Genomic DNA, 25,427 nt, shown 5'->3' with positions numbered 1-25,427 from the left:
GCCGGTGCGCGGGAGGTGCTCAGTGGGCGTGGAAGAGCTCGCGCACGCGCTTGCGGAGCTCGACGAACTGTTCGCTCATGACGACGTCGTACGACCGCGGACGCGGTGCGTCGACCCCGACGACCTCGACGACCGAGGAGGGCGACCCGCCGAGCACGACGACGCGGTCGGCGAGGAGCAACCCCTCCTCGATGTCGTGCGTCACGAACATCACGGACGAGCGATGCAGCTCGCGGATGTTGAGCACGAGCTCCTGCATCTCGGCGCGGGTTTGCGCGTCGAGCGCCGCGAACGGCTCGTCCATGAGGAGCAGCCGTGGCTCGTTCACGAGCGTCCGTGCGAGGGCGACGCGGCTCTGCATGCCACCCGAGAGCTCGTACGGCTTGTGCTTCTCGTAGCCTTCGAGCCCGACCTCGGCGATCATCGCCCGGGCGCGCGACGCGAGGTCGCCGCGCACGTGCCGTGCCCGCAGCCCGAACGTCACGTTGTCGAGCACGTCGAGCCACGGATAGAGGGCGGGCCGCTGGAAGACGACGCCGCGGTCGGCGCCCGGCCGGGTCACGGGCCGGCCCATGCAATGCATGCTGCCCGAGCTCGGCGACGCGAACCCCGCCACGAGGTTCAGCAGCGTCGACTTGCCGCACCCCGATGGCCCCATGACCGCGACGAACTCGCCGTCAGCGATCTGCAGGTTGATGTCGCTCAAGATGTCGGGCGTGCCTTCGCGCTGCGTGTCGTAGCGGTAGTGCAGGTGCTCGACGTCGAGCGCGAGCGCCTGCGCTGCCGGGTCGGCGGGCGGCATCGCGGCAGCTCCGGTCGCGGTCGTCTCCACTACGCCTTCCCCTTCCACGGCACGAGCCGTCGTTGCAGCACCTGCAGGATCGCGTCGGTCGCGCTCGCGAGCACGCCGATGAGGAGGATCCCCACGAAGATCGTGCTCGTGTCGAGGTAGCGGCCGGCCTGCATGATCCGGTAGCCGATGCCCTCGGTCGACGCAATCAGCTCGGCAGCGACCAGGCAGCTCCAGGAGAGCCCCTGCGAGATGCGCATCGCGGTCAGCAGCTCAGGCAGGCTGCCCGGCAGGATGACTCGCCGCAAGAGGTACGCGGGGCTCGCGCCGAGCGTGAGCGCCGCCCGGCGTAGCGAGAGGTCGACGCCGCTGATGCCCGCCGCCGTGCCGATCGCGATGATGGGGAGGGTCGCGACGAAGATGAGGAACACCTTCGAGAGCTCGCCGATGCCGAGCCACACGATGAGGAGCGGGGTCCACGCGAGCGGCGGGATGGATCGCGCGCCCTGCATGATCGGGTCGATGGCGGAGTAGAGCGTCTTGCTCGAAGCCAGGGCGACGCCGAGCACCACGCCCGCGACGATGCCGAGAGACCAGCCGATCAGCACGCGTGCGAGGGACGCACCGATGTCGGGCCACATGTTGCCGCTGCCGGTTCCGAGCAGCTCGACCGCCCTCATCGCGACCTCTGGCGGTGAGGGCAGGACCACCGGGTCGTCGATGGCGACCGCGGCCAGCCACCACAGGCCGATCAGGATCGCGATCGCCACGAGGCTGATGCCGGCTCTCGGCATCCGTCGCGCTGGTGACGCCGCGCGCGTGCTCGGGGACTGCGTGCGTACGGGTGTGGTCGTGGTCATCGCATTCCTCGGCATGCTCAGGCGCCGGTGAGCGCGCGGGCCGGATTCTGGACCGTGATCCGGTCGATGTCGTCGTCGCTCACGCCGTGATCTCGCAGCGCGGGCAGGAAGGTGCTCGTCAGGTATCCGAACCCGCCGCCGCCGTAGACGGAGAGATGGTCGGTGACGCAGACATCGTGGGAGAGGAGCAAACGGTCGACGTGCCCGGCGTCCAGCATCCGGAGCACGTACTCGATGCGCTTGTCGAGCTCGAAGGGCTGACGCATGGCGATGCACAGCGTGTCGAACTGCACGAACGCGCCGCGGCGGGCGAGCTCGAGGTGGTAGTCGCTGCTCGGCACGGTGTCGGCGTGTCCGATGATGACCCTGCCTGGATCGACGCCGAGCGAGTCGAGCAGGTCGAGCTGGGGGAGACCGTTAGGCCACCTGGCTGCATGCGTGGAGATGGTGAGGCCCGTCGCGAGCTGCGCGAGCCCCGCCGCGCGGAACGTCCGCTCCTCCATGGCGGTCATGACCGGCCCGTCCTGTCCCACCTCGCCGATGATGCCGGGCCGGATACCGGTGCCATCCGCACCTTCGCGGATGTCGAGCTCGAGCCACTCCGCGATCGCGGACGCGTCCTTGCGGTTCACGAATCCGGGGTCGAGGTAGGGCTCGCGATAGAACCCGGTGCCCATGACGATATTGAGGCCCGTGCGCCGTGCGATCTCCGCGAGGCCCTGTGGATCCCGGCCGATGCCCATCGACGTGAGCTCGACGACGGTGCGGCCGCCGGCCGCTGCGAACGGTTCGAGCTCGGCGCTCATGAGCTGGATGTCTGCGAGGAGGCCGTTGAGCCGGTTCTCCTTCATCCAGTTCATGAGGAGGTGCTCGTGGGTCAGCGTCATCCCCAGCTCGGTGGCGGGGATGGTGCCCAGGACGGTTACGACCTCGTGGTCGTCGAGGCGTGCGGTGACGTGCTCATCAGGCATACGTGTCTCCCAGCTGCGGTGCCCGGAACGAATTGCGGCAATGGTACAAGACATGTACCTTTCGGGCAATAAATTCTCCGTGGGCTCTCGAACCGCGGAGGCGCCCGGGAACCGAGCACGCAGCAAGAACGGCTCCCGGCGAATCGCCGGGAGCCGTTTCGGAACGTCGATCGCTCAGCCGAGCAGCAGGTTCCGCAGCTGGTCGGCCGAGTGCACGACCGCGAAGGCGTCGCCGGCCTCGGCCGGCGAGCCGTAGCCCCACTCGACCATGATCGTCGGAACGCCGTTCGCGAGCGCACCCAGGGTGTCGTACCCTCGGTCGCCGACCATGACCGCCTCGGTCGTGTCGACGCCCTGCGCGTCGAGCCGGGCGAGCGCCTCGCGGACGACGTCGGCCTTGGTGCTGCGCTCCTCGTCTTCGCTCGCGCCCGCGATGACCGTGAAGTACTTCGCGAGGTCGTTGTGCTCGAGCACGTCGCGCGCCATGGACTCCGGCTTGCTCGTCGCGAGCGCGACCGGGACCCCAGCGGCGTGCAGGCGCTCGAGCACGCCGGCGACGCCCGGGAACACGGGCGAGTTCAGCAGGTGCACGTCGTAGTGGTCGCGATAGACGTTCAGGGCCTCCCACGCGTCGGCGTCGGTGAAGCCCGCGGTCATGCGCAGGCTGTCGAGCAGCGGCGGGCCGACGTAGGACCGCAGCGTCTCTGCGTCTGGCACGGGAACGCCCATCGAGGAGAACGTGTGGGCGAGGGAACGGGTGATCTCCGCCTCGGAGTCGACGATCGTGCCGTCGAGGTCGAACAGCACGGCCGACCAGGTGCGCGGGGGCGCAGCCACGGGGCGGGTGGGGAGGGTCGAGGTCACCCCGACATACTAGGGCGGGCAGATATGAGCTTCCCTCGACCACTCACAGCGAGCGGTCAGAAGAGTCGGGCATGCCCGCTCTCGATGCCCCGCATCGCATCGTAGTCGAGCACCACGCAGCGAATGCCGCGGTCTTCGGCGAGGGTGCGCGCCTGCGGCTTGATCTCCTGCGCCGCGAACACGCCCGAGACCGGCGCGAGCCGCGGGTCGCGGTTCATGAGCTCGAGGTAGCGCGTGAGCTGCTCGACGCCGTCGATGTCGCCGCGTCGCTTGAGCTCGACGGCCACGCTCGCACCCGCGTGATCCGTCGCGAGGATGTCGACCGGGCCGATCGCCGTCATGTACTCGCGGCGCACAAGGCGGTACCCGTCCCCGAGCAGCTCGATCTGCTCGGCGAGCAGCTGCTGCAGATGCGCCTCGACGCCGTCCTTCACGAGACCGGGGTCGACGCCGAGGTCGTGCGCCGAGTCGTGCAGTACCTCGTAGATCGAGACCACGAGCCGGTCGGCGGTCTTCTTGTGCGTCACCGTCCAGATCTCGGAGATGCCGGCCTCGGCCTGCTCGTCGTCGGGCTCGCTCGTCGCGAGCGTGCACGGCGGGCTCATCCAGTTGAGCGGCTTATAGCTGCCGCCGTCGGAGTGCACGAGCAGGCTGCCGTCGCCCTTGACCATGAGCAGGCGGGTCGCGAGCGGCAGATGCGCGGAGAGGCGGCCGGCGTAGTCGACTGAGCAACGGGCGATGACGAGACGCACCCCGAGAGTCTACGTCGCCAGCGTGCGCCGGTATCGCGCCGGTTCCTGCGGAGTGCGCCAGGGCCGACCGTCCTGCCTGGCGCACTCGGTCGCGGGTGGCGCGGATGGGGGTGGCGCGGGTGCGGGTGGCGCGGATGCGGGCGGGCGGGGGGTCACGCGCGGTCGGCCGGCCGCGCCTCGTGGTGCCGAAGGCCGACGGTGCGCTCGCGTTCCTTCATCTCGGCCTCGTAGAGGTGGCGGCGGCCGGCGACGAGCTCGTCGCGCCCGGCGCGGTCGGCATCCTTGAGCGCGGCGTAGTACCCGTCGTCGTACTCCTCGACGATCTGGAACGTCCAGCGGCCCTCGAGCACGTTGCGGCCCAGGATCTCGCGTTCGATGCGGTCGGCGATCTCGTCGTGCCCGGCCTTCCTGAACAGCTCGATCGCCTCGCCGACGGCGAGGTCGGCGGTGCCGGTGAGCCGGTGGAACCGGTAGAGCGATCCGCGCGCGTCCTCGATGACCTCGAGCGCCTCCGAGAGCTTGCCGAGCGCCTCGATGGTCGCGTCGTCGACGCCTTCGGGTCGGGTGTGCTCGGGCAGCGGGCGGTCGGCTTCGGTTGCGCTCATGCCCGCATTCTGGGGCGAAACGGATGCCTCGCGCCAGCCCTTGCCCGCGACCGGTCGTGTCGCGCACGACGAGGCGGGCGCGTCGTGCGAGCGGGTGCGGGATCTCGATACGCGTGCGACTTCGTCGTCCGCTACTCGGTCAACGGGTCAACGGGTACCCGCTATTCGACCGACGAAGATGCGCGCTGGGTCCGCTCACGCGCTGCAGGCGCGAGCAACCCCGCGAGGACGAAGAGGCCCATGAGCACGAGCAGCGCGTTCAGGAGCCCGAAGTGCTCGCCGAGGAATCCGAGCAGCGGCGGGCCCGCGAGGAACGCGCAGTACCCGATGATCGCGACAGCCGAGACGCGCGCGGCCGACTTCGTCGGGTGGTCGGCCGCGGCCGACATGCCGACCGGGAACCCGAGCGAGCAGCCGGCGGCCCAGAGCACGGTGCCGACGACGAGCATCCAGGGCTCGGTGCCGAAGATGAACAGCGCGAGGCCGACGACGCCCGTCGCGGAGAGCACGCGCAGCACGGCGACGCGCCCGAACCGGTCGAGCACGGGCCCGCCGAGCACGCGCGAGACGGTCATCGACACCGTGAACACGCCGAACACGAGGGCGCCGATGGTCGGGTCGAAGCCGTGGCCGTCGACGACCGCGAGCGCGATCCAGTCGTTCGCGCTGCCCTCGGCGAACGACATGCTGAGCATGATCACGCCGATCAAGAGGAGGCCGCCGTCGCGCCAGACGGAGAGGCTCGCGCTGAGCCGCGCGCGCCACGGCGCCCTGGCGGCACCGCGCGAACCCGCCTCGCCCGAGGCATCCGTGCCGCCCGAGGCATCCGTGCCGCCCGAGGCATCCGCCCCATCTGACGCTTCCGCCGAGTCGCGCGGCACGAATCGCACCGCGATGACCACCGCGACCGCGATGAGCACGGCGACTCCGCCGAGATGCCACATCACCGAGAGGTCGATGGCCGACGCGCCGGCCGCGAGCAGCGCGCCCGCGACGGTGCCGAAGCTGAAGAACGCGTGCATGAGCGGCATGAGCGTCTTGCCGATGTGCCGCTCGGCCATGGCTCCGTCGACGTTCATCATGACGTCGACCGCACCGTTGCCGAACCCGAACAGCACGAGCCCCGTGACCACGAGTGGCACCGACGGCACCGCCGAGCCGCCGACGCCCACGGCGATCAGGCCGACCGAGACGGTCACGAGCGACGCGACCTCGCCGCGCCGCGTGCCGAGGCGGGCGAGGATCAGGGGTGCGGCCACGAGGCCCGCGACCGATCCGGCCGAGGCGCCGAGGATGACGAGCCCGACGCCCTGCGTGGTGAGGTCGGTGGCGTCGCGAACCGCGGGGATCCGGGCGACCCAGCTGGCCATGCTGAGCCCGCTGAGGAAGAACACCGCGAAGACCGCGTTGCGCCACGCGCGCAGCCCGTGGGGTGCGATGGCGGTGCGGGCGCGGGTCACGTCGCCAACGCTATCGGCGGAGGTCTCGTGCGCCATGGTGAGGCTCCAGTCGGATGGGCGGGCGGGCCGCGATGCGGTGTAAGGTCGAATCGATTCGAGTCGAATCGATTCGATGCTAGGTTCCATCCGTAATTCCCACAAGTAGGATCAGGGCATGCCCAGTCACCCGACGCTCGCCGACGTGGCCGAGAAGGCCGGTGTGTCCGCGTCGACGGCGTCGATCGCGTTCAGCGGGTCGGGTCCCGTGTCGGATGCCACGAAGGAACGCGTGCTCGCCGCAGCAGCCGCACTCGGCTACGCCGGGCCCGATCCGCGAGCCCGGTCGCTCAGGCGCGGCCGCTCCGGCATCGTCGGCGTGGTGCTCGAGGAGCGCGTGCGCGCGGCCTTCCTCGACCCCGTGAAGATCCGCACGCTCGACGGCATCGCCGAGGGCATCGCGCCGCTCGGCGCTGGGCTGCTGCTGCTCACCGACACCGGCGACGACGCCCAGGTCTCGGTCGAGAGCGCGCCCGTCGATGCGGTCGTGCTCGTCGGCTGCAGCCCACGCCTCGCGGACACGGTCGCGGTGTTCCGCCGGCGCGGCATCCCGGCCGTCGCGATCGAGGGCGCGGCCGACGAGGACATCCTCGAGATCGTGATCGACAACCGCGCCGCGACCCGCCGCGGTGCCGAGTACCTGCAGAAGCTCGGGCACTCGCACGTCGCCGTCGTCACGCTGCCGGTCGACGCCCAGCGGACACGCGGCCCCATCACGCCCGAGCTCGAGGCACGCGCGACCAACTCGACCACTCGCGACCGGCTGCTCGGCGCGCGAGAGGTCTTCCCCGATGCACCGGCCTTCGCGACCGCGGCGAGCTCGGTCGAAGAGGGCCGGATCGCGGCGCTCGCACTGCTCGCCGACCCGGCCGGCACGGGTGGGGCGGATGGTGCCGGCGGGGCGGCGGCGGACGGTACGGATGGTGCGGGCGGTGCGACCGGCGCTGCCGTCGGGGGCGGTAGTGCCGGCGGGGGCGGGACCGCTGATGCCGTCGGCCGCCCGACGGCGATCATCGCGCAGAGCGATCTGCTCGCGGCGGGCGTCATCCGCGCCGCCGAAGAGCTCGGGCTGCGCGTGCCCGAAGACCTCAGCGTGCTCGGATTCGACGGCATCCGGGTCGATGGGCTGCAGCACGACCTGACCACGCTCGACCAGCCCTCGGTCGACAAGGGCCGCGCGGCGGGCGAGGCGATCGTGCGCCTGCTCGCGGGCGATCTGCCCGAGCCGGCCGCGTTCACGTGCACGCTGCACATCGGCGACACCACGGCTCCACCGCGCGGCTGACGCCGCGCCCGGCGCCCTGCCGTGGCGCACTTGGTGCGACGTGGCGCGGGTGGCCGCGGGGGACACGCTCGGGGGACACGCTCGGGGCGAGCGCCGGTGGGCAGTGGGCGGCTGTCTCAGCCCTCTGGGGCCGTTCCACCGCGACCAAGAGCTACCCGCGCCACGTGCGACCGTCTGCGCCACGTGCGACCGGCCTACCGGGCGCAGTGGGCCGCATGCGGCGCGGTCGGCGGAAAGGGGCCCGCCGCTCAGACGGTGCCCGTCACCATCCAGCGGGCGCCGCGGGCGCGGAGCGACAGCGTGACGGCGCGCGCCACGAGATATCCGATCGCGAACGCGGCGGTGACGAGCGCCAGCGCAACGGATGCCGGAAGCGTTCCCGACCACCACACCACGCCGAGCGCGAGTGGCACGTAGGCGGCGAGGTTCACGAGCCCGGTCCACGCGAGATAGCGGGCATCGCCCGCGCCGATCAGCACGCCGTCGAGCACGAACACCAGGCCGGCGAGCGGAGCCGAGATCCCGAGCGCGACGAGCGCGGGCGGCAGCAGCGCCGCGACCTCGGCCGACGACGTGAACACGCCGGGCAGCACCCACGCCGACGCGGCGATCGCGGCTCCGAGGACTGCGCCCGATCCGACGCCCCACAGCACGCACCGCTTCAGCACGGCGCGCACGGTCGCGACATCGCCGGCGCCGAGACTGCGCCCGACGAGCGCCTGCGCGGCGATCGCGAGCGCATCGAGGGCGAAGGCCAGCGTGAAGAACAGCGTGATCGCGACCTGGTAAGCGGCGAGTTCGTCGGGACCGAGGGCGGTGGCCGACCACGTCGCGAGCAGGAGCGCCGCGCGCAGACTGACCGTGCGCAGGAACAGCCAGCCGCCGGAGGCGGCCCCCCTCCGCAGACCGGCTCGATGCGGGCGCGGGTTCGCTCCGACCCGCGCGGCGTGCCGCGCGACGACGATGAGGTACACGAGCACCATCGCCCACTGCGCGATCACGGTGCCTGTGGCCGACCCCGCGAGGCCGAGCCCCACGACATAGATGAAGACGAAGTTGAGCACGATGTTCGCGCCGAACCCGAGCCCCGCGACCCAGAGCGGCGTGCGCGTGTCCTGCAGCCCGCGCAGCAGGCCGGTCGCCGCGAACACGATGAGCATGGCCGGGAGCCCGGCCATCGAGATCGACAGGTAGGCGGATGCCTCGGCGGTGACCTCTTCGGACGCGCCGAAGGCGCCCACGAGCCAGGGCGCCGCCCCCCACCCCGCGAGCGCGAGCACCGCACCGAGCCCGAGAGCGAGCCACAGCCCGTCGATGCCGGCCTCGACCGCGCCGCGCTCGTCGCCCGCGCCGAGCCGTCGCGCGACCGCGGGCGTCGTCGCGTACGCGAGGAACACCATGAGGCCGATGATCGTCTGCAGGATCGCGGAGGCGAGCCCCAGACCGGCGAGCGGCTCGGCCCCGAGATGACCGACCATGGCGGTGTCGGTGAGCAGGAACAACGGCTCGGCGATGAGCGCGCCGAGCGCGGGCACGGCGAGCCGCAGGATGTCGCGGTCGACCGTGCGCCTCGCGGTCGTGGAGGGAGGTGCGGGGGTGTCGATGTCCCGAGCCTACGTGCCTCGCCGGCCCCGCTGTCCCCGCTGGTCGAGTAGCGAAGCGTATCGAGACCCGGCGCCACGGTCTCGATACGCGTGAGGCTCCGATGGGAATTGCTTCGCTACTCGACCTGCGACGAGGTCGGCTTAGGCTTGAGCGCATGACCGACGTCACGCTCTCGTCCGGCATCACCCTCGACGAGCTGGATCCAGGGGTCCGGCCACAAGACGACCTCTTCCAGCACGTCAACGGCCGGTGGATCGATCGCACCGAGATCCCCGCCGACAAGGCCAGGTACGGCTCGTTCATCCTCCTGCACGAGGAGGCCGAGCAGGCGGTCCGCGAGATCATCGAGGAGTCGCAGCTCGCCGAGCCGGGCACCGAAGCACGCAAGGTCGGCGACCTCTACGCGAGCTTCCTCAACGAGGACAAGGCCGACATGCTCGGCACCACCCCGATCGCCGCGCAGCTGCTCGAGGCGTCGCTGATCCGCACGGTCGACGACCTGCTCGCGACCGTCGGACAGTTCGAACGTCAGGGCGTCTCGGGCTTCGTGCAGCTGTTCGTCGACAACGACCCCGGCGACCCCGAGCGGTACCTCGTGTTCGTCGAGCAGGGCGGCATCGGCCTCCCCGACGAGAGCTACTTCCGCGAGGAACGTTTCGCCGGGGTGCGCGACGCGTATCGCGCCCACCTCGAGCGGATGTTCCGGCTCGCCGGGCTGGACGCCGCCGACGAGCGCGCGGCGCGCGTCTACGACCTCGAGACCCGCATCGCGGCCGTGCACTGGTCGAACGTCGACTCACGTGACAGCGAGAAGACCTACAACCTGCGTGCATGGGCCGACGTCGTGGCATCCGCCCCCCTGCAGGTGTGGCGCGACGCGACCGGCGCGCCCGATGCGGCCTTCGACGAGCTCGTCGTGCGCCAGCCGTCGTTCCTCGAAGGGCTCGGCGCGCTGCTCACCGATGAGCGGCTGCCCGCCTGGAAGGACTGGCTCGCCTGGCAGGTCATCCGCTCGAGCGCCGCCTACCTGTCGAGCGAGTTCGTCGAGGCGAACTTCGACTTCTACGGCCGCACGCTGACCGGCACCCCGCAGATGCGCGAACGCTGGAAGCGCGGCGTCTCGCTCGTCGAGGGCGCCATGGGCGAGGCGGTCGGCCGCATCTACGTCGAACGGCACTTCCCGCCGGCCGCGAAGGAGGCGATGGACGACCTCGTCGCGAACCTCGTCGAGGCGTACCGCCGGTCGATCGCCGGGCTCGACTGGATGGGCGAGGAGACGCGCCGGCGTGCGCTCGACAAGCTCGAGAAGTTCACGCCCAAGATCGGATACCCCGTGAAATGGCGCGACTACTCGGCGCTCGAGATCGACGCCGGCGACCTCGTCGGCAACGTGCGCGCGACCGCCGAGTTCGAGTTCAACCGCGAGCTGGGCAAGATCGGCAGACCGATCGACCGCGACGAATGGTTCATGACGCCGCAGACCATCAACGCGTACTACAACCCCGGCTTCAACGAGATTGTGTTCCCCGCGGCCATCCTGCAGTTCCCGTTCTTCGACCCCGAGCGCGACGCCGCCGCGAACTACGGGGCGATCGGCGCCGTCATCGGCCACGAGATCGGGCACGGCTTCGACGACCAGGGCTCGAAGTACGACGGCGACGGCCGGCTCACCGACTGGTGGACCGCCGATGACCGCGCCGCGTTCGAGGATCGCACGAAGGCGCTCATCGCGCAGTACGACGCACTCGTGCCCGCCCAGCTCGCGGGCACCGACGAGGCCGCCGAGCAGCACGTGAACGGCGCACTCACGATCGGCGAGAACATCGGCGACCTCGGGGGGCTCGCGATCGCGTGGAAGGCGTACCTGATCTCGCTCGACGGCGCCGAGCCGCCCGTGCTCGACGGGCTGTCCGGCGCCGAGCGGTTCTTCCTCTCCTGGGCGCAGTCGTGGCAGCTGAAGGCCCGGGACGAGGAGGTCGTGCGGTTGCTCGCGATCGACCCGCACGCGCCGAACGAGTTCCGCTGCAACCAGATCGTTCGGAACATCGACGAGTTCTACGCGGGCTTCGGCGTGACCGCCGACGACGCGCTGTGGCTCGATCCCGGCGACCGGGTCACGATCTGGTAGACATGCCCGATCAGCAGTGCAGTCCAGCCATGAGAGCGCGCCGCGGTCAGCGGTGGGGGAGCGCCGAGTGAGAGAAGAGGAGCTCGCCACCGTGGTGACCCCGTCCCAGGGTTCCGAACGGCGTTCCCGTCACGCCGCGCTGCGGCATGGGCGTCATCTCTCCGAGGGCGCCTACGAGGACTTCAGCCGTGGCTTCAGCGCGCTCGGCGACCTCGCGCTCGCGGGCGTGCAGGTCTCGGCGCGGGCGACCGACCTCGCCACCGGCCGTGTGCTGTTCTCGGTCGATGACCATGTCGTCATGCCGACCGCCTCGATCGGCAAGGTGCTGTTGCTCGTCGAGGTCGCCGCGCGGCTCGACGGCGCGAGCACCGAGGCGCTGACCGTGCTCGACCGGTCGCCACGCGACGCCGTCGGCGACTCGGGCATCTGGCAGCACCTGCAGTCGCCGAGTCTGCCCGTCGCCGACCTCGCGGCGCTCATCGGCGCGTCGAGCGACAACCTCGCCACGAACGTGTTGCTGCGCTACACCGGGCTCGAAGCGGTGCGCGCGCGCACCGAGGCGCTCGGGCTCACCCGAACCGCGCTGCTCGACCTCGTGCGCGACCACCGCGGACCCGACGACGCCCCGCAGCTCTCGATCGGCTCGGCCAAAGAGCTCACGTGGCTGTTCGCGTCGCTCGCGCGCGGCGAGATCGTGAGCCCCGAGGTGTCGCAGCGCGTCGTCGGCTGGCTGTCGCTCAACGCCGACCTGTCGATGGTGGCGTCGGCGTTCGGCCTCGACCCGCTCGCGCACCGCATGCCCGACCACGGCGTGCTGCTCATGAACAAGACCGGCACCGACGGCGGCGTGCGCAGCGAGGCCGGCGTGCTGCGGGGGCCCCGCGCGAGCGTGGCGTACGCGGTGTCGACGTACTTCGCCGACACGCAGCTCTCGAGCCGCCTCGCGGTGCTCGACGGCATGCACCAGGTCGGCCTCGACCTGCTCGAGTACGTGCACTAGCCTCCCCGCCGCCGCCGCACCCGCCGGACCGCGCCCGCCCGAGCCGGCCGTAACTTCAGCGCTTCAGCGCCCAGCGCGACGATTTGCGCCAGACACGACCGTGTTTCCTGGCGCACATCGTCGCGGGTGGCGCCGACGCAGCAGGTGGCGCGGGTTGCACGAGTTGGCGCATTCGACTGGAGCGCCATCTGTGACCGACCGCGCCAAGGCCGACCGTCGTGCCTGGCGCGATTGGTAGGAGGTGGTGCGGGTGGCGTGTGGTGGCGCGGGGGCACGTGGGTGGCGCGGGGGGCATGTGGTGGCGCCGGGGCACGTGGGTGGCGCTGGGACAGGGGATGGCGCGCGGGGCACGGGGTGGCGCGCGGGGCAAGTGGGTGGCGCGGGGGGCACGTGGTGGCGCGCAGGTGGGGGCGCAGATCGTGTCAGGTGAGCGTGCGTGTCCGGGCGAGCAGCTCGAGCGCCTCGAGCACGGCGTCGGCCGTCTCCGGGGCGGCGAGCACCCGGAAGTGGCCGGCGATCGGCACGCGCACGTTCGTCGCGCCCTCGAGTGTGCTGCCGTCGGGCACGTGCGGGTCGTAGGTGCCGAAGATCGAGACGATCCGCGCGTTCACGGACGATGCCTCGCCGAGCATGATGATCGTCGCGTCGGTCGGCAGCAGCGCGCGCACGCTCGGATCGCGGAACAGGCGTGCCCGGCTCGACCCGCCGAACGGCGTGCAGACCGCAACGACGCCGAGCACGCCGAGCGCGTCGGCGTCCTGACGGATGAGCAGATGCTTGCCGATGAGCCCGCCCTTGCTGTGCCCCACGACGACGCGTCCGGCAGCGGGCAGCGGCAGCTTCTCGAGCGCCCGGGCGAGCTTGTCGCTCGTGTCGACGATCGGAGCCCGGTTCACGCCCATGCCGTGCACCGTGCGGACCCGGTACCCGGCGCGGTGCAGTCGCTCGCCGAGGGGGCGGAGGAACGACCAGTGCTCGTAGACGCCGGGCAGCAGCACGACCTCGGGCAGCGCATCGTCGCCGCGAAGCCAGTGCCGCGGCGAGCGACCCGCGCCGAGCACCGCGAGCTGGCGTCGCCCCGCGTACGCATAGTCGCGGGCCCACCACCAGGCCGCCTTCAGGGGCGGCGCGTCGAGTCCTGCGGCGGTGCCCGCGAGCGAGGCGCCGCCCGGAGCATCCGCCTCGTGCTGAGCCGCGTCGAACGGTCGCGGATGGCGGGTGGCGCGCGAGCACACCCGCCATCCGCGACCGTTCGGTGCGTCGGATGGCGTTGCGATAGCGGATGCCTCGGGCACCACGTGACCCACCGGCTCGCCGCGCGCGTGGCGCGCGATGAGATCGGCGACCTGCGCGCCGGCCGTCACCATGGTCTCGTGGCCACGGCCCGGCACCTCGATGAGGCGGCCCGCCGGCAGGAGGCGCGCGATCTCGTTCGCCCAGTCGCGGGGCACGATCGCGTCGTGCTCGGCGCGCACCACGAGGGTGGGTGCCTGCACGCGCGGCAGCGCGAGCTCCATCCGATGGTCGATCATCGGCCGCAGGTTCGCGGCGTACCAGGCGGGCCCGGCCTCGGCGTAGAGCTTCAGCCCGACCGCGAGCACCTTGGGGTTCGTGAGCGAGATGTCCTGCAGGAAGCGCATGGTCTGCTTCGCGACAGTGCGCTCGCGCGGGTTCACGGTCGGGCCGATCAGCACGACCGCGCCGACGAGCTCGGGTCGTTGCCCGGCGGTCTCGGTGACGACCTGCGCCCCCGTCGAGTGCCCGACGAGCACCGCGCGGCTCACCCCCTCGGCCCTGAGCAGCTCGCCGACGAGCGCGCCGGCCTCGCTCATCGACAGCGGCTCGTCGGGCTTCGGCGAATCGCCGAACCCCGGCAGGTCGAGCGCGAGGACCCGCCCGGTCTTCTCGAGTGCCTCGGCGAGCCCGTTCCAGTACTCGTGCGCCATGCCGAGCCCGTGCACGAGCACGTACACGGGCCGGCTCGCGCCGCCCGACTCCGCGATGCGCACGACCCGGTCGCCACTGCGGAACCAACGCGTCAGGGCCATGCCGGGAGTCTAGGGAAGCGCCCGCTCGTCCGCCGCCGCTTGACGGTGCCCGGAGGGAGAGATTCGCCCAGACCGCCTGTGCTGTGGAGAGCAATGGCGAGTCCTCATGATGAGTCCGCCGAATCGGTCGGCGGTGAACGCCGCGACATCGCGACTCGGGTCGACGATCTCGCCCTCACCATCGCCGATCACCTTGCGAATCGGCTCATGGAACGCACCGATGTAGAGGTCGGCGACGGCCGGTTCGCTGGGCGTGGCCAACGCCGCCGAGGGCAGCGCCGCCGCCGCCACGGAGAGCGCCACGGCGCCCGCGATCTGGCTGAGCATCGAATCAGCCTTTCGGGTAGACGATCTCGCCGTTGCGGGTGATCTGGATCACACTCCCCGGCTTGTCCTGATTCCACGTGAAGCCCGTGACGGTGTCGCCGGACGGCGTCGTGGAGACGATCCGGCTGAACAGGCCGGGGAGCGCGGAGAAGGCCGACGTCCCGGTGGGCGTCGTGAGCTTCGTCAGCCGGCCGAATGAGGATTCCAGGGTCGTGGATTGCCCGTCGGGTGCGGTGACGGTGATCACGTCGGGCGAATAGGAGATTTTCGTGATCGCGCCGGCAGGGTCGACGATGCGCTCGAGCCGGCTGCCGTACGGACCCGGCGTGAACTCCCAGTCGGTTCGGTCGCCGGCCGCGTCGATCGACGCGATCACGTCGCCGTTCGGTGCGAAGTGGTCGACCGCGCCGGTGTCCAGGTGGTGGAGGGTGAACACGTACTCCTGAGCGGGGATGTCTCCCCGCGCGGGCAGGGTCCCCCAGTCCTGGGAGAAGTTGAGGTCGTCGCCGGGGTAACCCCTCAGTCCGGACCGCTCGGCTGGGTCGGGTGCATACACACCCATGCCCGGCACGTACACGGAGGTCCCGCCCCGGATGTCCGCGGACGCGGTGCCCCACGTCCCGCCCGGACCGAGGCCGTAGCGGTCCATCTCGTGAATCGCGGTGTCCCAGGTGGCGCCGGCCGCGGACGTCTCGAGCTGGACGACGCCCGTCGCCGGGTTCACGTTCGCGGTGATCCCGTTCCCGGCGTCGACCAGCACGGGCGATGCCGCATGACCGACCTGCCACTCGGCGGCGATCGCCGGGGCTGCCGTTGCCCCGATCAGAGGCGCGAGCGCCCCCGTCGCGAGCGTGCCGGCCAGGGCGATGAGTCCGAGCGATCGAGCGCGGGACGAGTGCTTCAGCATGACACAGACCTTTCGATGGCAACCACACTAATATATCAGCTATTGGTGCTGATCGCCACGGCACACCGGAACGACGGTCTCGGCAGCTCGTGCGCGCAGCGCGGTCAGTCGATGAGACCGGATGCCTCGAGCCGGGCGAGGACCTCGCGGCCCGCCGGCGGGCAGCGGTGGGCGTCGGCGGTGGTCACCCAGTGCAGGGCGCCGACCTCGGCCGAGGCCGCGGGTGAGGCATCCGTCTCGGCCTGGAAGACGGCCATGCGCACGTGGCGACCGTCGGGCTCGCCGTGCGCGAGCGTGCGCACCTCGAAGAGGTGCTCTAGCGCGCCCGGGTCGAGCTGAAGCGCGACCTCCTCGTAGGCCTCGCGGGCCGCCGCCTCGACGGGCGTCTCGCCCGGGTCGATCTTGCCGCCCGGCATGTAGTACACGTCGCGCTCCCGTGCGGTGACCATGAGCACGCGCCGATCGCGCACGAGCGCGATGGCGGCGACGAGCAGGTCGGGCAGCTGAGACATCCGTCTCAGGCTACGCGGTCATCGCGGGCCAGGCGGATGCCTCAGGCGACGCGGATGCCTCACGACGCGATCCAGCTCGCTGAGCGGTCGCAGATGGCGGGTTCTGGTCGCGAACACCCGCCATCTGCGCCCGTTCGATGTCCGTTTCGATGCTCGCGCGAAGTTCGTTCGACGCGCATGCGGCGCCGGGTACGGGAGACTTCGGCGAACGGTCGCAGATGGCGGGTCGTCGGCGCGAACACCCGCCATCCGCGCCCGTTCGGTGCCCGTTCGGTGCTCGTTCGGTGCTCGTTCGGCGTTCGTTCGGCGTTCGGCGCCCGATCGACGACCGCTCGGCGATCGAATCGGGGTCGGCGCGCGTCGGCCGGCGCTACTCGGCGCGCGTGAGCGTGCGGACCAGCGCGACGGCCTCCTTGGGCGAGACCTCCGGCAGGTACGCCTTGCCGACCGCGAGGCCGATCGCGGGGAGCGCGAGCGGGTCGGGGTAGGCCATCGAGATGGTCTCGTACTCGGGGTTGAACTTCGCCTTGAAGCGGAACAGCGACGAGAACCCGTACGCGGGCTCGAGGGTCTGGCCGAGCCAGTCGAGCAGGCGCGTCATCGGGGTCGGCGCGGGCGGCTCCTCGCCCGGTGCGAGCGGCTTGGTCGCGAGCGGTGCGCCCGACAGGCTCAGCACCTCGGCGCCCGTCTCCTTCATGTGCAGCGCGGCCGACGCGATGAGGAACTCCATGATGCCGTTCATCGACCCGTCGGCGCGCCGCATGAAGTCGATGGTCCAGCCGACGACCGCGCCGTCGCGGTAGACCGGCAGCCAGCTCGTCACGGCCTGCAGGCTGCCGTCGGGCGCGACCGCGAGCATGAGCCGCACGTCGTCGTCCTTCAACTCCTCCATGCCGCCGAGCGTGAAGCCCATCTCGGGCAGCTCCTTCTCGGCCACCCACTCCTCGGAGATCGCGCTGATCTCGGCCGACGTCGCGAGCGGCAGCTCGCGCCAGCTCGTCCAGACCGTCGTCATGCCCTCCTTGATGCCGCGGTTCAGCGCCTGGCGCACCTTCTGCCACGGCTTGCCCGTGAGCTCGAGACCGGTCGTGCGCACGATCGTCTCCTCACCCACCGACATGTGCTGCCAGCCGAGCGACTCGAAGATCGGGAGGTACTGCGGGTGCGTGCTGTAGAACACGGGCGTCCAGCCGTTCGCGTCGCAGTGCACGGCGAACTCGCGGATCGTCCGCTCGGCGCGCGCCGGCGCGCAGATCGGGTCGGACATCGTGATCGCGACACCGTTGATCACGCGGTACGCGACGACCGCCTCGCCGTCCTCGCTGAACCACGGCGTGTTCCCGGGCCAGGTCGCCATGAAGCCCAGCGTGCCGCCACCGTGCCGGCGCAGCAGCGTGCGCAGCCGGTCGTCGTCCGCGGCCTGCGCGCGTCGGGCGCGCGTGGTCGACATGAGCATGACCGCGGCGACGATGAACACGGCCCAGAACACCGGGCCCACCCACTGCGCGGCCGCGCTCGTCAGATCGTGACCGGGCAGCACGATCGGATCGACCGCGGCGAGGAAGTGCGGCGGCACGAACCGTTTGAGCGTGTCGACGACAAGATCGGCGGGCGCCGCGGGTGGCCAGTACTCGTCGATCGTCGCGAGCCCGATCACGAAGTACGCGCTCGCGAGCACCACGAACGTGCCGCCCACGATCAGCCAGAACCGGCCGAGCGCGCCGCGCGCCGCGCGCACCCGGAAGTCGCGCCTGGTCAGCACGAGCATCACGACGATCCCGATCGGCAGCAGCGCCGCGGCGAGCACCCAGACGAGCAGCTCGCCGATGTCGAACGCCGACCAGTCGGCCGGGTCGAGGTCGTTGAGCGCGTTCGACACGTCGTACGACGACCGCGCGAACAGCAGGATCGCGGCGTTGACCGCGATCGCGAGCCACCACGCGAACCGGCGACCGCTGCGCAGGCCCCACGCGGCGAGCAGCAGGAGCAGCACGGGCACGAACGACAGCACGAACATGCCGACACCCTGCGAGCTCAGGATCGCGAGCTCGCGCAGGCACTCGTCGCCCGCCGGGTCGGCGCCGCACTGCGCGACGACCGTGTCGTACGACAGCGGGTCGTCGGCGAAGAGGTACGAGCTGAACGCGAACGGTGTGAGGTCGCTGCGGGTCGCGAAGGCGACGATCGGTCCGAAGGCGGTCACCGCGACGACGGATGCCACGAGCGTGCGGGTCTCGCGGTGCGAGCTCCGGCGCAGCCGGAGCGTCGAGGCGTCACGCGCGAGCAGCGCCCCGAGCGGCACCGCCACGAGGATCGCGAAGAGCCGGTACACATTCGACGGGTCGCCGTCGTAGAGCACGAACACGAGCACGAACGCGAAGACCACGACGCGGATCCGGCGGCGCCACAGGGCGCCCATGAACGCGGTCGCGGCGATCAGGGCGCCGGCGACCCCGGTCAGCGGGTCGAGCGTGAGGTCGGCCGAGGTGCCGGTCGCCCACCACTCGCCGAACAGCGAGCCGAACCACTGCAGCGTCGTGCCGAGCAGGATGCCGAGCACGCCCGTGACCGCGAACGCGACGATCGTGCGCCAGGTGCCCATGCGTCGCTCCGCGACGCCGAGGAGCAGCACCGCGGCGAGCACGCCCGCCACCAGCTGGAACGGATCCCACGGGATCACGAGCGCGGTCGCGACGGTCCACCACGCGCCCGCGTCGAAGGTCGTGCGCACCCCGGCGGCCCAGGCGTTCGCCGTGGCATCCGTCGGGGCGCCCGTGATGGTGCCGGTGAGGATCGCGGTCGCGATCAGCGCCGCGCCGAGCACGAGGCTGAACGGGATGCGGCGTGCGAACGCCGCGGCCACCTCACCGCCCGTGCGGAGGCGGCCGGCGGGTTCGGAGTCGGTCACGGTCGTGGTCATGGGGCCGCCAATCCGAGTCGGGGGTACAGGATCCGGAAACCTTCGTCGAGCCCGCCGGAGAGCGCGGCGGCGTCGTGCGCGGCGTCGGGCACCGCGTAGAACGTGGCCTGCATGCCCGCCGCTGCCGCGGCCTCCGCGAGCCGCTCGGTGCCGGGCGCGAACGCGGCGTCGTCGTCGCCGACGGCGAAGATCGCGACACTGTCGGGATACGGGGCCTTCGCGGCCATGATGTTCGCGGGCTTCACGGCGTCGTACGCGGCCTGTATGCCGCCGAACACGTCGCGCAGCGTCTCGGCGTTCCGCTCGGCCCCCGGCCACTCGACTGGCGCGACCGACACGATGTTCCCGAACACCTCGGGGTACTTCGCCCCGAAGTACGCCGCGCACTCGCCGCCGTTGGAGTAGCCGGCGACGATTGTCGACCCCGGAGCATCCTGCACGTGCAGATTCGCGCGCGCCCAGGGCACGACGTCCTGCATGACGTACGTCTCGACATTGCCGCGCGCGGTGTCGAGGCAGAGCGGGTCCTCGCTCGGGTCGCCGAGCTGGTCGACCACGAGCGCGATGGGCGCGAGCCCCGCGTGGTCGGCGGCGAACGCGTCGAGCGTCTGCGCGATGAAGTACGGGTCGGGCTCGCCGGGCTGGCCCATCATCATGATCACGAGGGGGAGCGCGGGCGGGTTCTCGACGAGCGCCGCGGGCGGCAGGTAGATCTGGGCGGGCCGCGCGTCGAACCCGGACGCGGTCGCCGGGATGCCGCCGGGCACGAGGCCCGTCTCGCCCCGGTCGGGCAGGTCGGCGGGCGGCTGCCAGGTCAGGTACAGCGGCTCAGCCGGGTCGGATGCCTCGGGCGGCACCGGGCTCGGCACGGGAGCGGGGCCCGCGGTCTCGATGTCGAGCAGGTCGCCGAGGGTCCGGTCGATGCCGTACGCGGCGTTCACGCCCAGGACGCCCGCGAACGCGAACAGCGGGATGGCGAGGAGCGCGATGAGCTTGCGCCACCAGCGGGATCGCCAGAGGTTCCAGACGGCGAGCAGGATCCCGGCGAAGACCGCCGGCACCCAGAACCACGCGGACTCCGACACCGGGCCGCCGAACGCGTCCAGCATCATGACCGCGACCCAGAGCACGGCGATGCCGAGCAGCGCCCCGACCACGAGCAGCGCGATGACCTGGAAGACCCACGACGCCGTGCGGGAGCGGCCCAGCAGGTAGACGAACGCGGCCGCCGCCAGCACGTACACGGTGATCAGGAACGGGCCCTCGACCACGGTGACGTCGAGCAGCACATTCCACACGGCGCGCCCCAATCCTCAAGGTCCGGCTCCCAGGCCTCGCGTCACAGGCCTCGTCTGGGTCACAGGCTAGCGAGGCGGGCCGGGCGGGCGTCTGCACCGCGCGGGGGCGCCCGTAGGATGGAGGCACCGCACTCACCAGGGCAACGCCCGATCAGCACGACCATTGGAGCCACCGTGGCCGCACCCAGCCGTCTCGATTCTGTCATCACGCTCGCCCAGCACCGGGGCTTCGTCTTCCAAGCGGGTGAGATCTACGGCGGATCCAGGTCGGCATGGGACTACGGCCCCCTCGGCGTCGCGCTGAAGGAGAACATCAAGCGGCAGTGGTGGAAGTCGGTCGTGCAGGGCCGCGACGACGTCGTCGGGCTCGACTCGAGCGTCATCCTGCCGCGGCAGGTGTGGGAGGCATCCGGGCACGTCGAGGTGTTCAGCGACCCGCTCGTCGAGTGCCTGCACTGCCACAAGCGCTACCGGGCCGACCACCTCATCGAGGAGTTCGAGGAGAAGAAGGGCCGCACCCCGAAGGACGGCCTCGCCGAGATCGTGTGCGCCAACTGCGGCACGCGCGGCCAGTGGACCGAGCCGCGCGCGTTCTCGGGCCTGCTCAAGACCTATCTCGGCGTCGTCGACGACGAGTCGGGGCTGCACTACCTGCGCCCCGAGACCGCCCAGGGCATCTTCGTGAACTTCGCCAACGTGCTGCAGACGGCGCGCATGAAGCCGCCGTTCGGCATCGGCCAGATCGGCAAGTCGTTCCGCAACGAGATCACGCCCGGCAACTTCATCTTCCGCACGCGCGAGTTCGAGCAGATGGAGATGGAGTTCTTCGTCGAGCCCGGCACCGACGAGGAATGGCACCAGTACTGGATCGACCAGCGCTGGGACTGGTACATCGACCTCGGCATCGACCCCGAGAACCTGCGGCTCTTCGAGCACCCGAAGGAGAAGCTCAGCCACTACTCCAAGCGCACCGTCGACATCGAGTACAAGTTCGGCTTCGCGGGCGGCGACTGGGGCGAGCTCGAGGGCGTCGCGAACCGCACCGACTTCGACCTGTCGACGCACACGAAGCACTCGGGCAAAGACCTGTCGTACTTCGACCAGTCGAAGAACGAGCGCTGGGTGCCGTACGTCATCGAGCCCGCGGCGGGCCTCACCCGCTCGCTCATGGCGTTCCTCGTCGACGCGTACCACGTCGAGGAGGTGCCGAACGCGAAGGGTGGCACCGACACCCGCACGGTGCTCAAGCTCGATCCGCGCCTCGCGCCGGTCAAGGCCGCCGTGCTGCCGCTCAGCCGCAACGAGAAGCTGTCGCCGCTCGCGCGCGAGCTCGCCGCGAAGCTGCGCAAGAACTGGAACGTCGACTTCGACGACGCCGGCGCGATCGGCCGGCGGTACCGCCGTCAGGACGAGATCGGCACGCCGTACGCGATCACGGTCGACTTCGACTCGCTCGAAGACCAGGCGGTCACGGTGCGCGATCGCGACACCATGCAGCAGGAGCGCATCCCGCTCGCCGAGATCGAGACCTACCTCGCCACGCGTCTGGTCGGTGCCTGATCGGTCGTTCGAATCCTTTACACTACAAAACGGTGGGGGCCGGCTCCGAGTCGGGTGAGTAGTTTCACGGCGCCCCGTGGTGGGAGGGTATGGCGCGCATGAGTCCGGTCCGCGTGGCGATCGTGGAAGATCAGCCGCTGTACCGGCAGATGCTGCAGAACCTCCTGCAGACCGTCCCCGGGTTCGACGTCCGCGGCGCCGCGGGAGGCCTCGCCGAAGCTCGCGAGACGATCGACCCGCAGGGCGTCGACGTCGCGCTCCTCGACCTGCATCTGCCCGACGGCAACGGCCTCGACCTCGGACGTGAGCTGCAGGCTGCGAACCCCGCGCTCGGGGTGCTGCTGCTGTCCTCCGACGACCACATGCATGTGCTGCTCGACCTGCCGGAGGCGCAGCAGCAGCGGTGGAGCTACCTGTCGAAGACGTCGTCGCTGTCCGCGCAGGCGCTCGTCGCGGGCGTCCGCTCGACCGCGCAGGGCCGCGCGGTCCTCGATCGCGCGCTCGTCGAGCGGCGGAACGCCCGCAAGAACGGCCGGCTCGAGGTCCTGAGCTCGCGCCAGCTGCAGATCCTCGGGCTCCTCGCGGAGGGCCTCACCAATGCGGCCATCGCGCAGCGGCTCGAGCTCGCGCACCGCTCGGTCGAGAACCACGTCAACGCGGTGTACGCCGCCCTCGGACTGGCGGGCAGCAGCGACCACAACCCGAGGGTGCGTGCGGTGCGCCTGTTCCTCGCGGAATCACGGTGAGGCCGGCCGTGCACGACGAGCCAGACGGGGTCATCGCCGCCGACCGCGCCGCCGATGCACGGACCATGCTGATCACGGTCACGCTGGCGGGGGGCGTGCTCGCGATCGCCACGAGCGTGCAGGCCGTGCTCGTGCTGGGTGCGCACTCGACCGCGTACCGCGGCATGGACCCGTCGCCGATCGGCGACCTCGCCATCCGGATCGGGATCAACCTGGTCACCGTCCTCACGGCCGTGTTCCTGGCATCGCGGCTGCGCATCCAGGAGCGTCGTCCGATCGCGTGGGCGTGGCAGGTGGCGTTGGCGGCCGCGATCGCCGCGGTGCTGCGCTGCGTGCTGCAGCTGGCCACCGGCGTCTACCCGGTGCAGGATGCCTCCGCCTACCTCTCCGACGCGGCGGTCGCGTTCGTGATGATCTCCGCGGTCTACGCCGTGGCGCTCGCCGTCACCGAAGCGCTCTCGAACGCCCGGCTCGCCGAGCGCCGGCGGCTCATGCACGCCGCGCAGGCGAGCGACGCGCTGGCCTCACTCCAGCAGGAGGAGCTCCGGGTGCGCCGCTCGATCGCCGAGCAGCTGCACGGCACGCTGCAGAACCGGTTCGTGCTGCTCGCGGCCGAGCTCGCCGACGTCTCGCGCGGCGTCGACGCCTCGTCGCGCGAACGGATTCACGCGGTTCGCGGCGAGCTGGACGAGCTCCGGGAACGCGAGCTCCGGGCGCTCAGCTCCTCGTTGTACCCCGAACAGCTCGACCGCGGGCTGGTGCCCGCACTGCGCGCGCTCATGGCGCGGGTCCCCGCGTCGATCGGCGTGGACGTCGATTTCGCCGATCACGTCGACGCGCTCGAGGACGCCGACGAGTCCCTCGACGTCGGCCGCCGTCTGGCCCTCGTCCGGGTCGCCGAGGAGGGGCTGTCGAACGCCCTGCGGCACGGCAACGCGACGAGCGTCGGCCTGACCCTCGCACTCGAGGGCGAGCGGCTCACCCTCACCTTCGCCGACGACGGCGACGGGGTGCCACCCGCCCCGGGCCTGAGCGGCCTCGCGCGCCTGCGCGACCGGCTCGCGGGGTTCGGCGGCACGCTCGATCTCACCCCGTCGTCCGACGGCGGCGCGGTGCTGCGGGCCACGTTGCCCGTGGGCTGACGCCGGTTCGCCATCCCGGCCCACGGAGGTGCGGCCGCGGGCTGCGGCCGCGGGCTCACGCCATGCGGCTCGCGATCACCGCGAGCTGGAGACCGACGAACGCGTCAGGATCGCCGAGCGAGACGCCGAGCAGCTTCTCGATGCGAGCCAGACGGTCGTACAGCGACGGGCGTTCGATGTGCAGGGCACGTGCGGTCTCCGCCTTGCTGCCCCCGCTCTTGCAGAACGCGACGAGCGTCGGCAGGAGCTTCGACGGCCGGTGTGCGTCGTGCTCGACGATCGGCGCGAGTCGCGCGGTCACGAACTCCTGCACCTCTGCCCGTTCGCGCAGCGACCACACGAGCCGTTCGAGGTCGGGCACGGTGGTGTCGTAGGCGGCGTCGAGCGGCCGCAGCATGGCGTACGGCGTCGCCGCGGCCACCTCGCGGAGGCCGTTCGCGAGCGTTCGCCAGGTGCGCGCCCGCGGACCGCTGATGACATTGACGCTCGCGGCCCTCGAGCGTGCCGCGCTCGTCGCGACGGCACGACGGAGCCCCTCGACGGCGGATTCGTGATGCGCGGGCTCGTCGACGCCGAGGACGCCGTACGAGATCCCCGTCCGGAGCGTGGCGAAGATCGCGGCGCCGGCACGGTGCACGGCCGCGTCGACCGAGCGCACGAGCTCCTGCCAGTCGGTGGGTTCCAGGACGGGCGCGTCGGCGAGCTCGACCTGCGCGAGCGCGACCGGGATGAAATGCCGGGCGTCGAAGCCGACCTTCGCGGCGTGCAGTGCGGCGGTCGCCGAAGGGGCGCGTTCGTCGAGCAACTCGAGCAGGAACCCGTGCGGCTCGCGCCGGACCTTGCCCTCGCTGAATCGACCGCTCGTCAGCGTGAGGGCGATCGCCCGCGCCGCTTCCTTCGCCGCCAGCCGGTCATGGTCGCCGATCCTCGACAGCAGCGGCAGCACGTGCACGTGCCACCCCGAGTTCCCCTTTCCGGGCAGGGGTTCTCGGATCCAGCGCGTGGCATCCATCGACCGCTCGGCGAGCACGAGCTCGTTCTCGGAGACCCCGCGGGCCGCGGCCGCGACGAGCGCGCCCGCATGGTCGCGCAGGATCGCGGGATTGCCGGTCTGGTCGGAGAGGACGTCCACGAGCTTGCCGAGCGAGGCGCCGTCGAGCAGCGCTTCGGCATAGACCTCGGCGAGGCGGTTCCGCTGGGTGAGCGTCGAGATGCTCTCGTCGACGAGCGCCGAGTGCGCCTCCTGCGACGCCTCGACGAACGCGACCGGGCGGTCCAGCGTGATCAACGGGATGCCCAGCCGATCGCACTCCTCGACCACATCGTGCGGAGCAGCCTCGTACACCGTCTTGAGCTCGAGGATCAGCGCCGCGACGTCGCAGTCGGCGAGGCTCCTGAGGTACTCGCGCCGCTCCTCCGGGGTGGTGCCGAAGCCCTGCCCGGACGTGAGCAGGGCCTCGCCACCCTTCAGGTAGTGCGAGATGTTCCGCATCTCGCCGACGTGCAGCCACCGCACGGGCGTCGCGAGCCGGTCGGCGCCGGACACGACGTGCGGGATCCCGCGCCTGATGGCGGGAAGGGTCAGCAGCCACGCGACATCGAGCACGGCTC

General features: G+C 71.4%; 21 protein-coding genes. 6 read left to right on the top strand and 15 right to left on the bottom strand.

All coding sequences use genetic code 11. The features are described 5' to 3' along the window. Positions 1 to 19 precede the first annotated feature (19 nt). The 7 genes from RH864_RS17640 to RH864_RS17610 form a co-directional block, all read right to left on the bottom strand. Positions 20 to 832: an ABC transporter ATP-binding protein gene (locus tag RH864_RS17640; RefSeq protein WP_310518893.1), complete on the bottom strand. Its 813-nt coding sequence runs from the start codon at positions 830 to 832 to the stop codon at positions 20 to 22. Continuing rightward, entirely contained in the window at positions 832 to 1,650 is an 819-nt protein-coding gene (locus RH864_RS17635) for an ABC transporter permease (protein ID WP_310518892.1), read from the bottom strand. The genes RH864_RS17640 and RH864_RS17635 overlap by 1 nt, the downstream gene beginning before the upstream one ends. Before the next feature lie 17 nt (positions 1,651 to 1,667). Further along, complete coding sequence (locus RH864_RS17630) at positions 1,668 to 2,621, bottom strand: phosphotriesterase family protein (protein ID WP_310518891.1); 954 nt, start codon at positions 2,619 to 2,621, stop codon at positions 1,668 to 1,670. Positions 2,622 to 2,795: 174 nt separating this feature from the next. Beyond that, positions 2,796 to 3,485, bottom strand: coding sequence for an HAD hydrolase-like protein (locus tag RH864_RS17625; protein ID WP_310518890.1), 690 nt, complete (start codon positions 3,483 to 3,485; stop codon positions 2,796 to 2,798). A gap of 56 nt (positions 3,486 to 3,541) precedes the next feature. Beyond that, positions 3,542 to 4,237 carry an endonuclease NucS gene (nucS, locus tag RH864_RS17620; protein ID WP_310518889.1) on the bottom strand — a complete coding sequence of 232 codons (696 nt, stop codon included), beginning with the start codon at positions 4,235 to 4,237 and terminating at the stop codon, positions 3,542 to 3,544. A 152-nt stretch (positions 4,238 to 4,389) separates the two neighbouring features. Next, the gene (locus RH864_RS17615) at positions 4,390 to 4,842 is read right to left on the bottom strand and encodes a hypothetical protein (protein WP_310518888.1); all 453 of its coding nucleotides are present in this window, start codon (positions 4,840 to 4,842) and stop codon (positions 4,390 to 4,392) included. A 161-nt stretch (positions 4,843 to 5,003) separates the two neighbouring features. Then, complete coding sequence (locus tag RH864_RS17610) at positions 5,004 to 6,302, bottom strand: MFS transporter (RefSeq protein WP_310518887.1); 1,299 nt, start codon at positions 6,300 to 6,302, stop codon at positions 5,004 to 5,006. 154 nt (positions 6,303 to 6,456) lie between these two features. Here RH864_RS17610 and RH864_RS17605 point away from each other — a divergent pair, with 154 nt between their 5' ends. Continuing rightward, complete coding sequence (locus RH864_RS17605) at positions 6,457 to 7,623, top strand: substrate-binding domain-containing protein (RefSeq protein WP_310518886.1); 1,167 nt, start codon at positions 6,457 to 6,459, stop codon at positions 7,621 to 7,623. Between the two features lie 248 nt (positions 7,624 to 7,871). Here the strand turns inward: RH864_RS17605 and RH864_RS17600 are convergent, their stop codons facing one another. Further along, positions 7,872 to 9,158: an MATE family efflux transporter gene (locus tag RH864_RS17600; protein ID WP_310518885.1), complete on the bottom strand. Its 1,287-nt coding sequence runs from the start codon at positions 9,156 to 9,158 to the stop codon at positions 7,872 to 7,874. A 224-nt stretch (positions 9,159 to 9,382) separates the two neighbouring features. Between RH864_RS17600 and RH864_RS17595 the strand changes: the two genes are divergently transcribed. After that, a complete protein-coding gene (locus RH864_RS17595; RefSeq protein ID WP_310518884.1) occupies positions 9,383 to 11,356 on the top strand; it encodes a M13 family metallopeptidase in 1,974 nt (657 codons plus the stop codon). Positions 11,357 to 11,447: 91 nt separating this feature from the next. Further along, entirely contained in the window at positions 11,448 to 12,356 is a 909-nt protein-coding gene (locus tag RH864_RS17590) for a serine hydrolase (RefSeq protein ID WP_310518883.1), read from the top strand. Positions 12,357 to 12,778: 422 nt separating this feature from the next. On the opposite strand, the gene RH864_RS17585 is transcribed toward RH864_RS17590, so the two are convergent. From RH864_RS17585 to RH864_RS17560, 6 genes are all read right to left on the bottom strand, one after another. Next, positions 12,779 to 14,404 carry an alpha/beta fold hydrolase gene (locus RH864_RS17585; protein ID WP_310518882.1) on the bottom strand — a complete coding sequence of 542 codons (1,626 nt, stop codon included), beginning with the start codon at positions 14,402 to 14,404 and terminating at the stop codon, positions 12,779 to 12,781. A gap of 9 nt (positions 14,405 to 14,413) precedes the next feature. Further along, positions 14,414 to 14,731: a hypothetical protein gene (locus RH864_RS17580; protein ID WP_310518881.1), complete on the bottom strand. Its 318-nt coding sequence runs from the start codon at positions 14,729 to 14,731 to the stop codon at positions 14,414 to 14,416. Between the two features lie 4 nt (positions 14,732 to 14,735). Continuing rightward, a complete protein-coding gene (locus RH864_RS17575; RefSeq protein ID WP_310518880.1) occupies positions 14,736 to 15,638 on the bottom strand; it encodes a hypothetical protein in 903 nt (300 codons plus the stop codon). A 104-nt stretch (positions 15,639 to 15,742) separates the two neighbouring features. Continuing rightward, entirely contained in the window at positions 15,743 to 16,150 is a 408-nt protein-coding gene (locus tag RH864_RS17570; protein ID WP_310518879.1) for an NUDIX hydrolase, read from the bottom strand. 370 nt (positions 16,151 to 16,520) lie between these two features. After that, positions 16,521 to 19,070 (bottom strand): bifunctional lysylphosphatidylglycerol flippase/synthetase MprF, encoded by a 2,550-nt coding sequence (locus RH864_RS17565; protein WP_310518878.1) that lies wholly within the window; start codon positions 19,068 to 19,070, stop codon positions 16,521 to 16,523. Beyond that, positions 19,067 to 20,368 carry an alpha/beta hydrolase gene (locus RH864_RS17560; RefSeq protein ID WP_310518877.1) on the bottom strand — a complete coding sequence of 434 codons (1,302 nt, stop codon included), beginning with the start codon at positions 20,366 to 20,368 and terminating at the stop codon, positions 19,067 to 19,069. Before RH864_RS17560 ends, RH864_RS17565 begins: the two co-directional genes overlap by 4 nt. A 174-nt stretch (positions 20,369 to 20,542) precedes the next feature. On the opposite strand from RH864_RS17560, the gene RH864_RS17555 reads away from it, so the two are divergent. The 3 genes from RH864_RS17555 (at position 20,543) to RH864_RS17545 (ending at position 23,816) form a co-directional block, all read left to right on the top strand. Then, positions 20,543 to 21,928, top strand: a complete 1,386-nt coding sequence (locus RH864_RS17555) for a glycine--tRNA ligase (RefSeq protein ID WP_310518876.1) — start codon at positions 20,543 to 20,545, stop codon at positions 21,926 to 21,928. 98 nt (positions 21,929 to 22,026) lie between these two features. Beyond that, positions 22,027 to 22,674 (top strand): response regulator transcription factor, encoded by a 648-nt coding sequence (locus tag RH864_RS17550; protein ID WP_310518875.1) that lies wholly within the window; start codon positions 22,027 to 22,029, stop codon positions 22,672 to 22,674. An 8-nt stretch (positions 22,675 to 22,682) separates the two neighbouring features. Further along, positions 22,683 to 23,816, top strand: a complete 1,134-nt coding sequence (locus RH864_RS17545) for a sensor histidine kinase (protein ID WP_310518874.1) — start codon at positions 22,683 to 22,685, stop codon at positions 23,814 to 23,816. A 55-nt stretch (positions 23,817 to 23,871) separates the two neighbouring features. Here the strand turns inward: RH864_RS17545 and RH864_RS17540 are convergent, their stop codons facing one another. Next, positions 23,872 to 25,422: a PucR family transcriptional regulator gene (locus tag RH864_RS17540; protein WP_310518873.1), complete on the bottom strand. Its 1,551-nt coding sequence runs from the start codon at positions 25,420 to 25,422 to the stop codon at positions 23,872 to 23,874. Between the last annotated feature and the right edge of the window lie 5 nt (positions 25,423 to 25,427).

It is taken from the genome of Agromyces aerolatus (assembly GCF_031432255.1).
Lineage (GTDB): Bacteria > Actinomycetota > Actinomycetes > Actinomycetales > Microbacteriaceae > Agromyces.
Note: the sequence above shows the minus strand (reverse complement) of the source record. Positions and strands in the feature narration are given on the sequence as shown.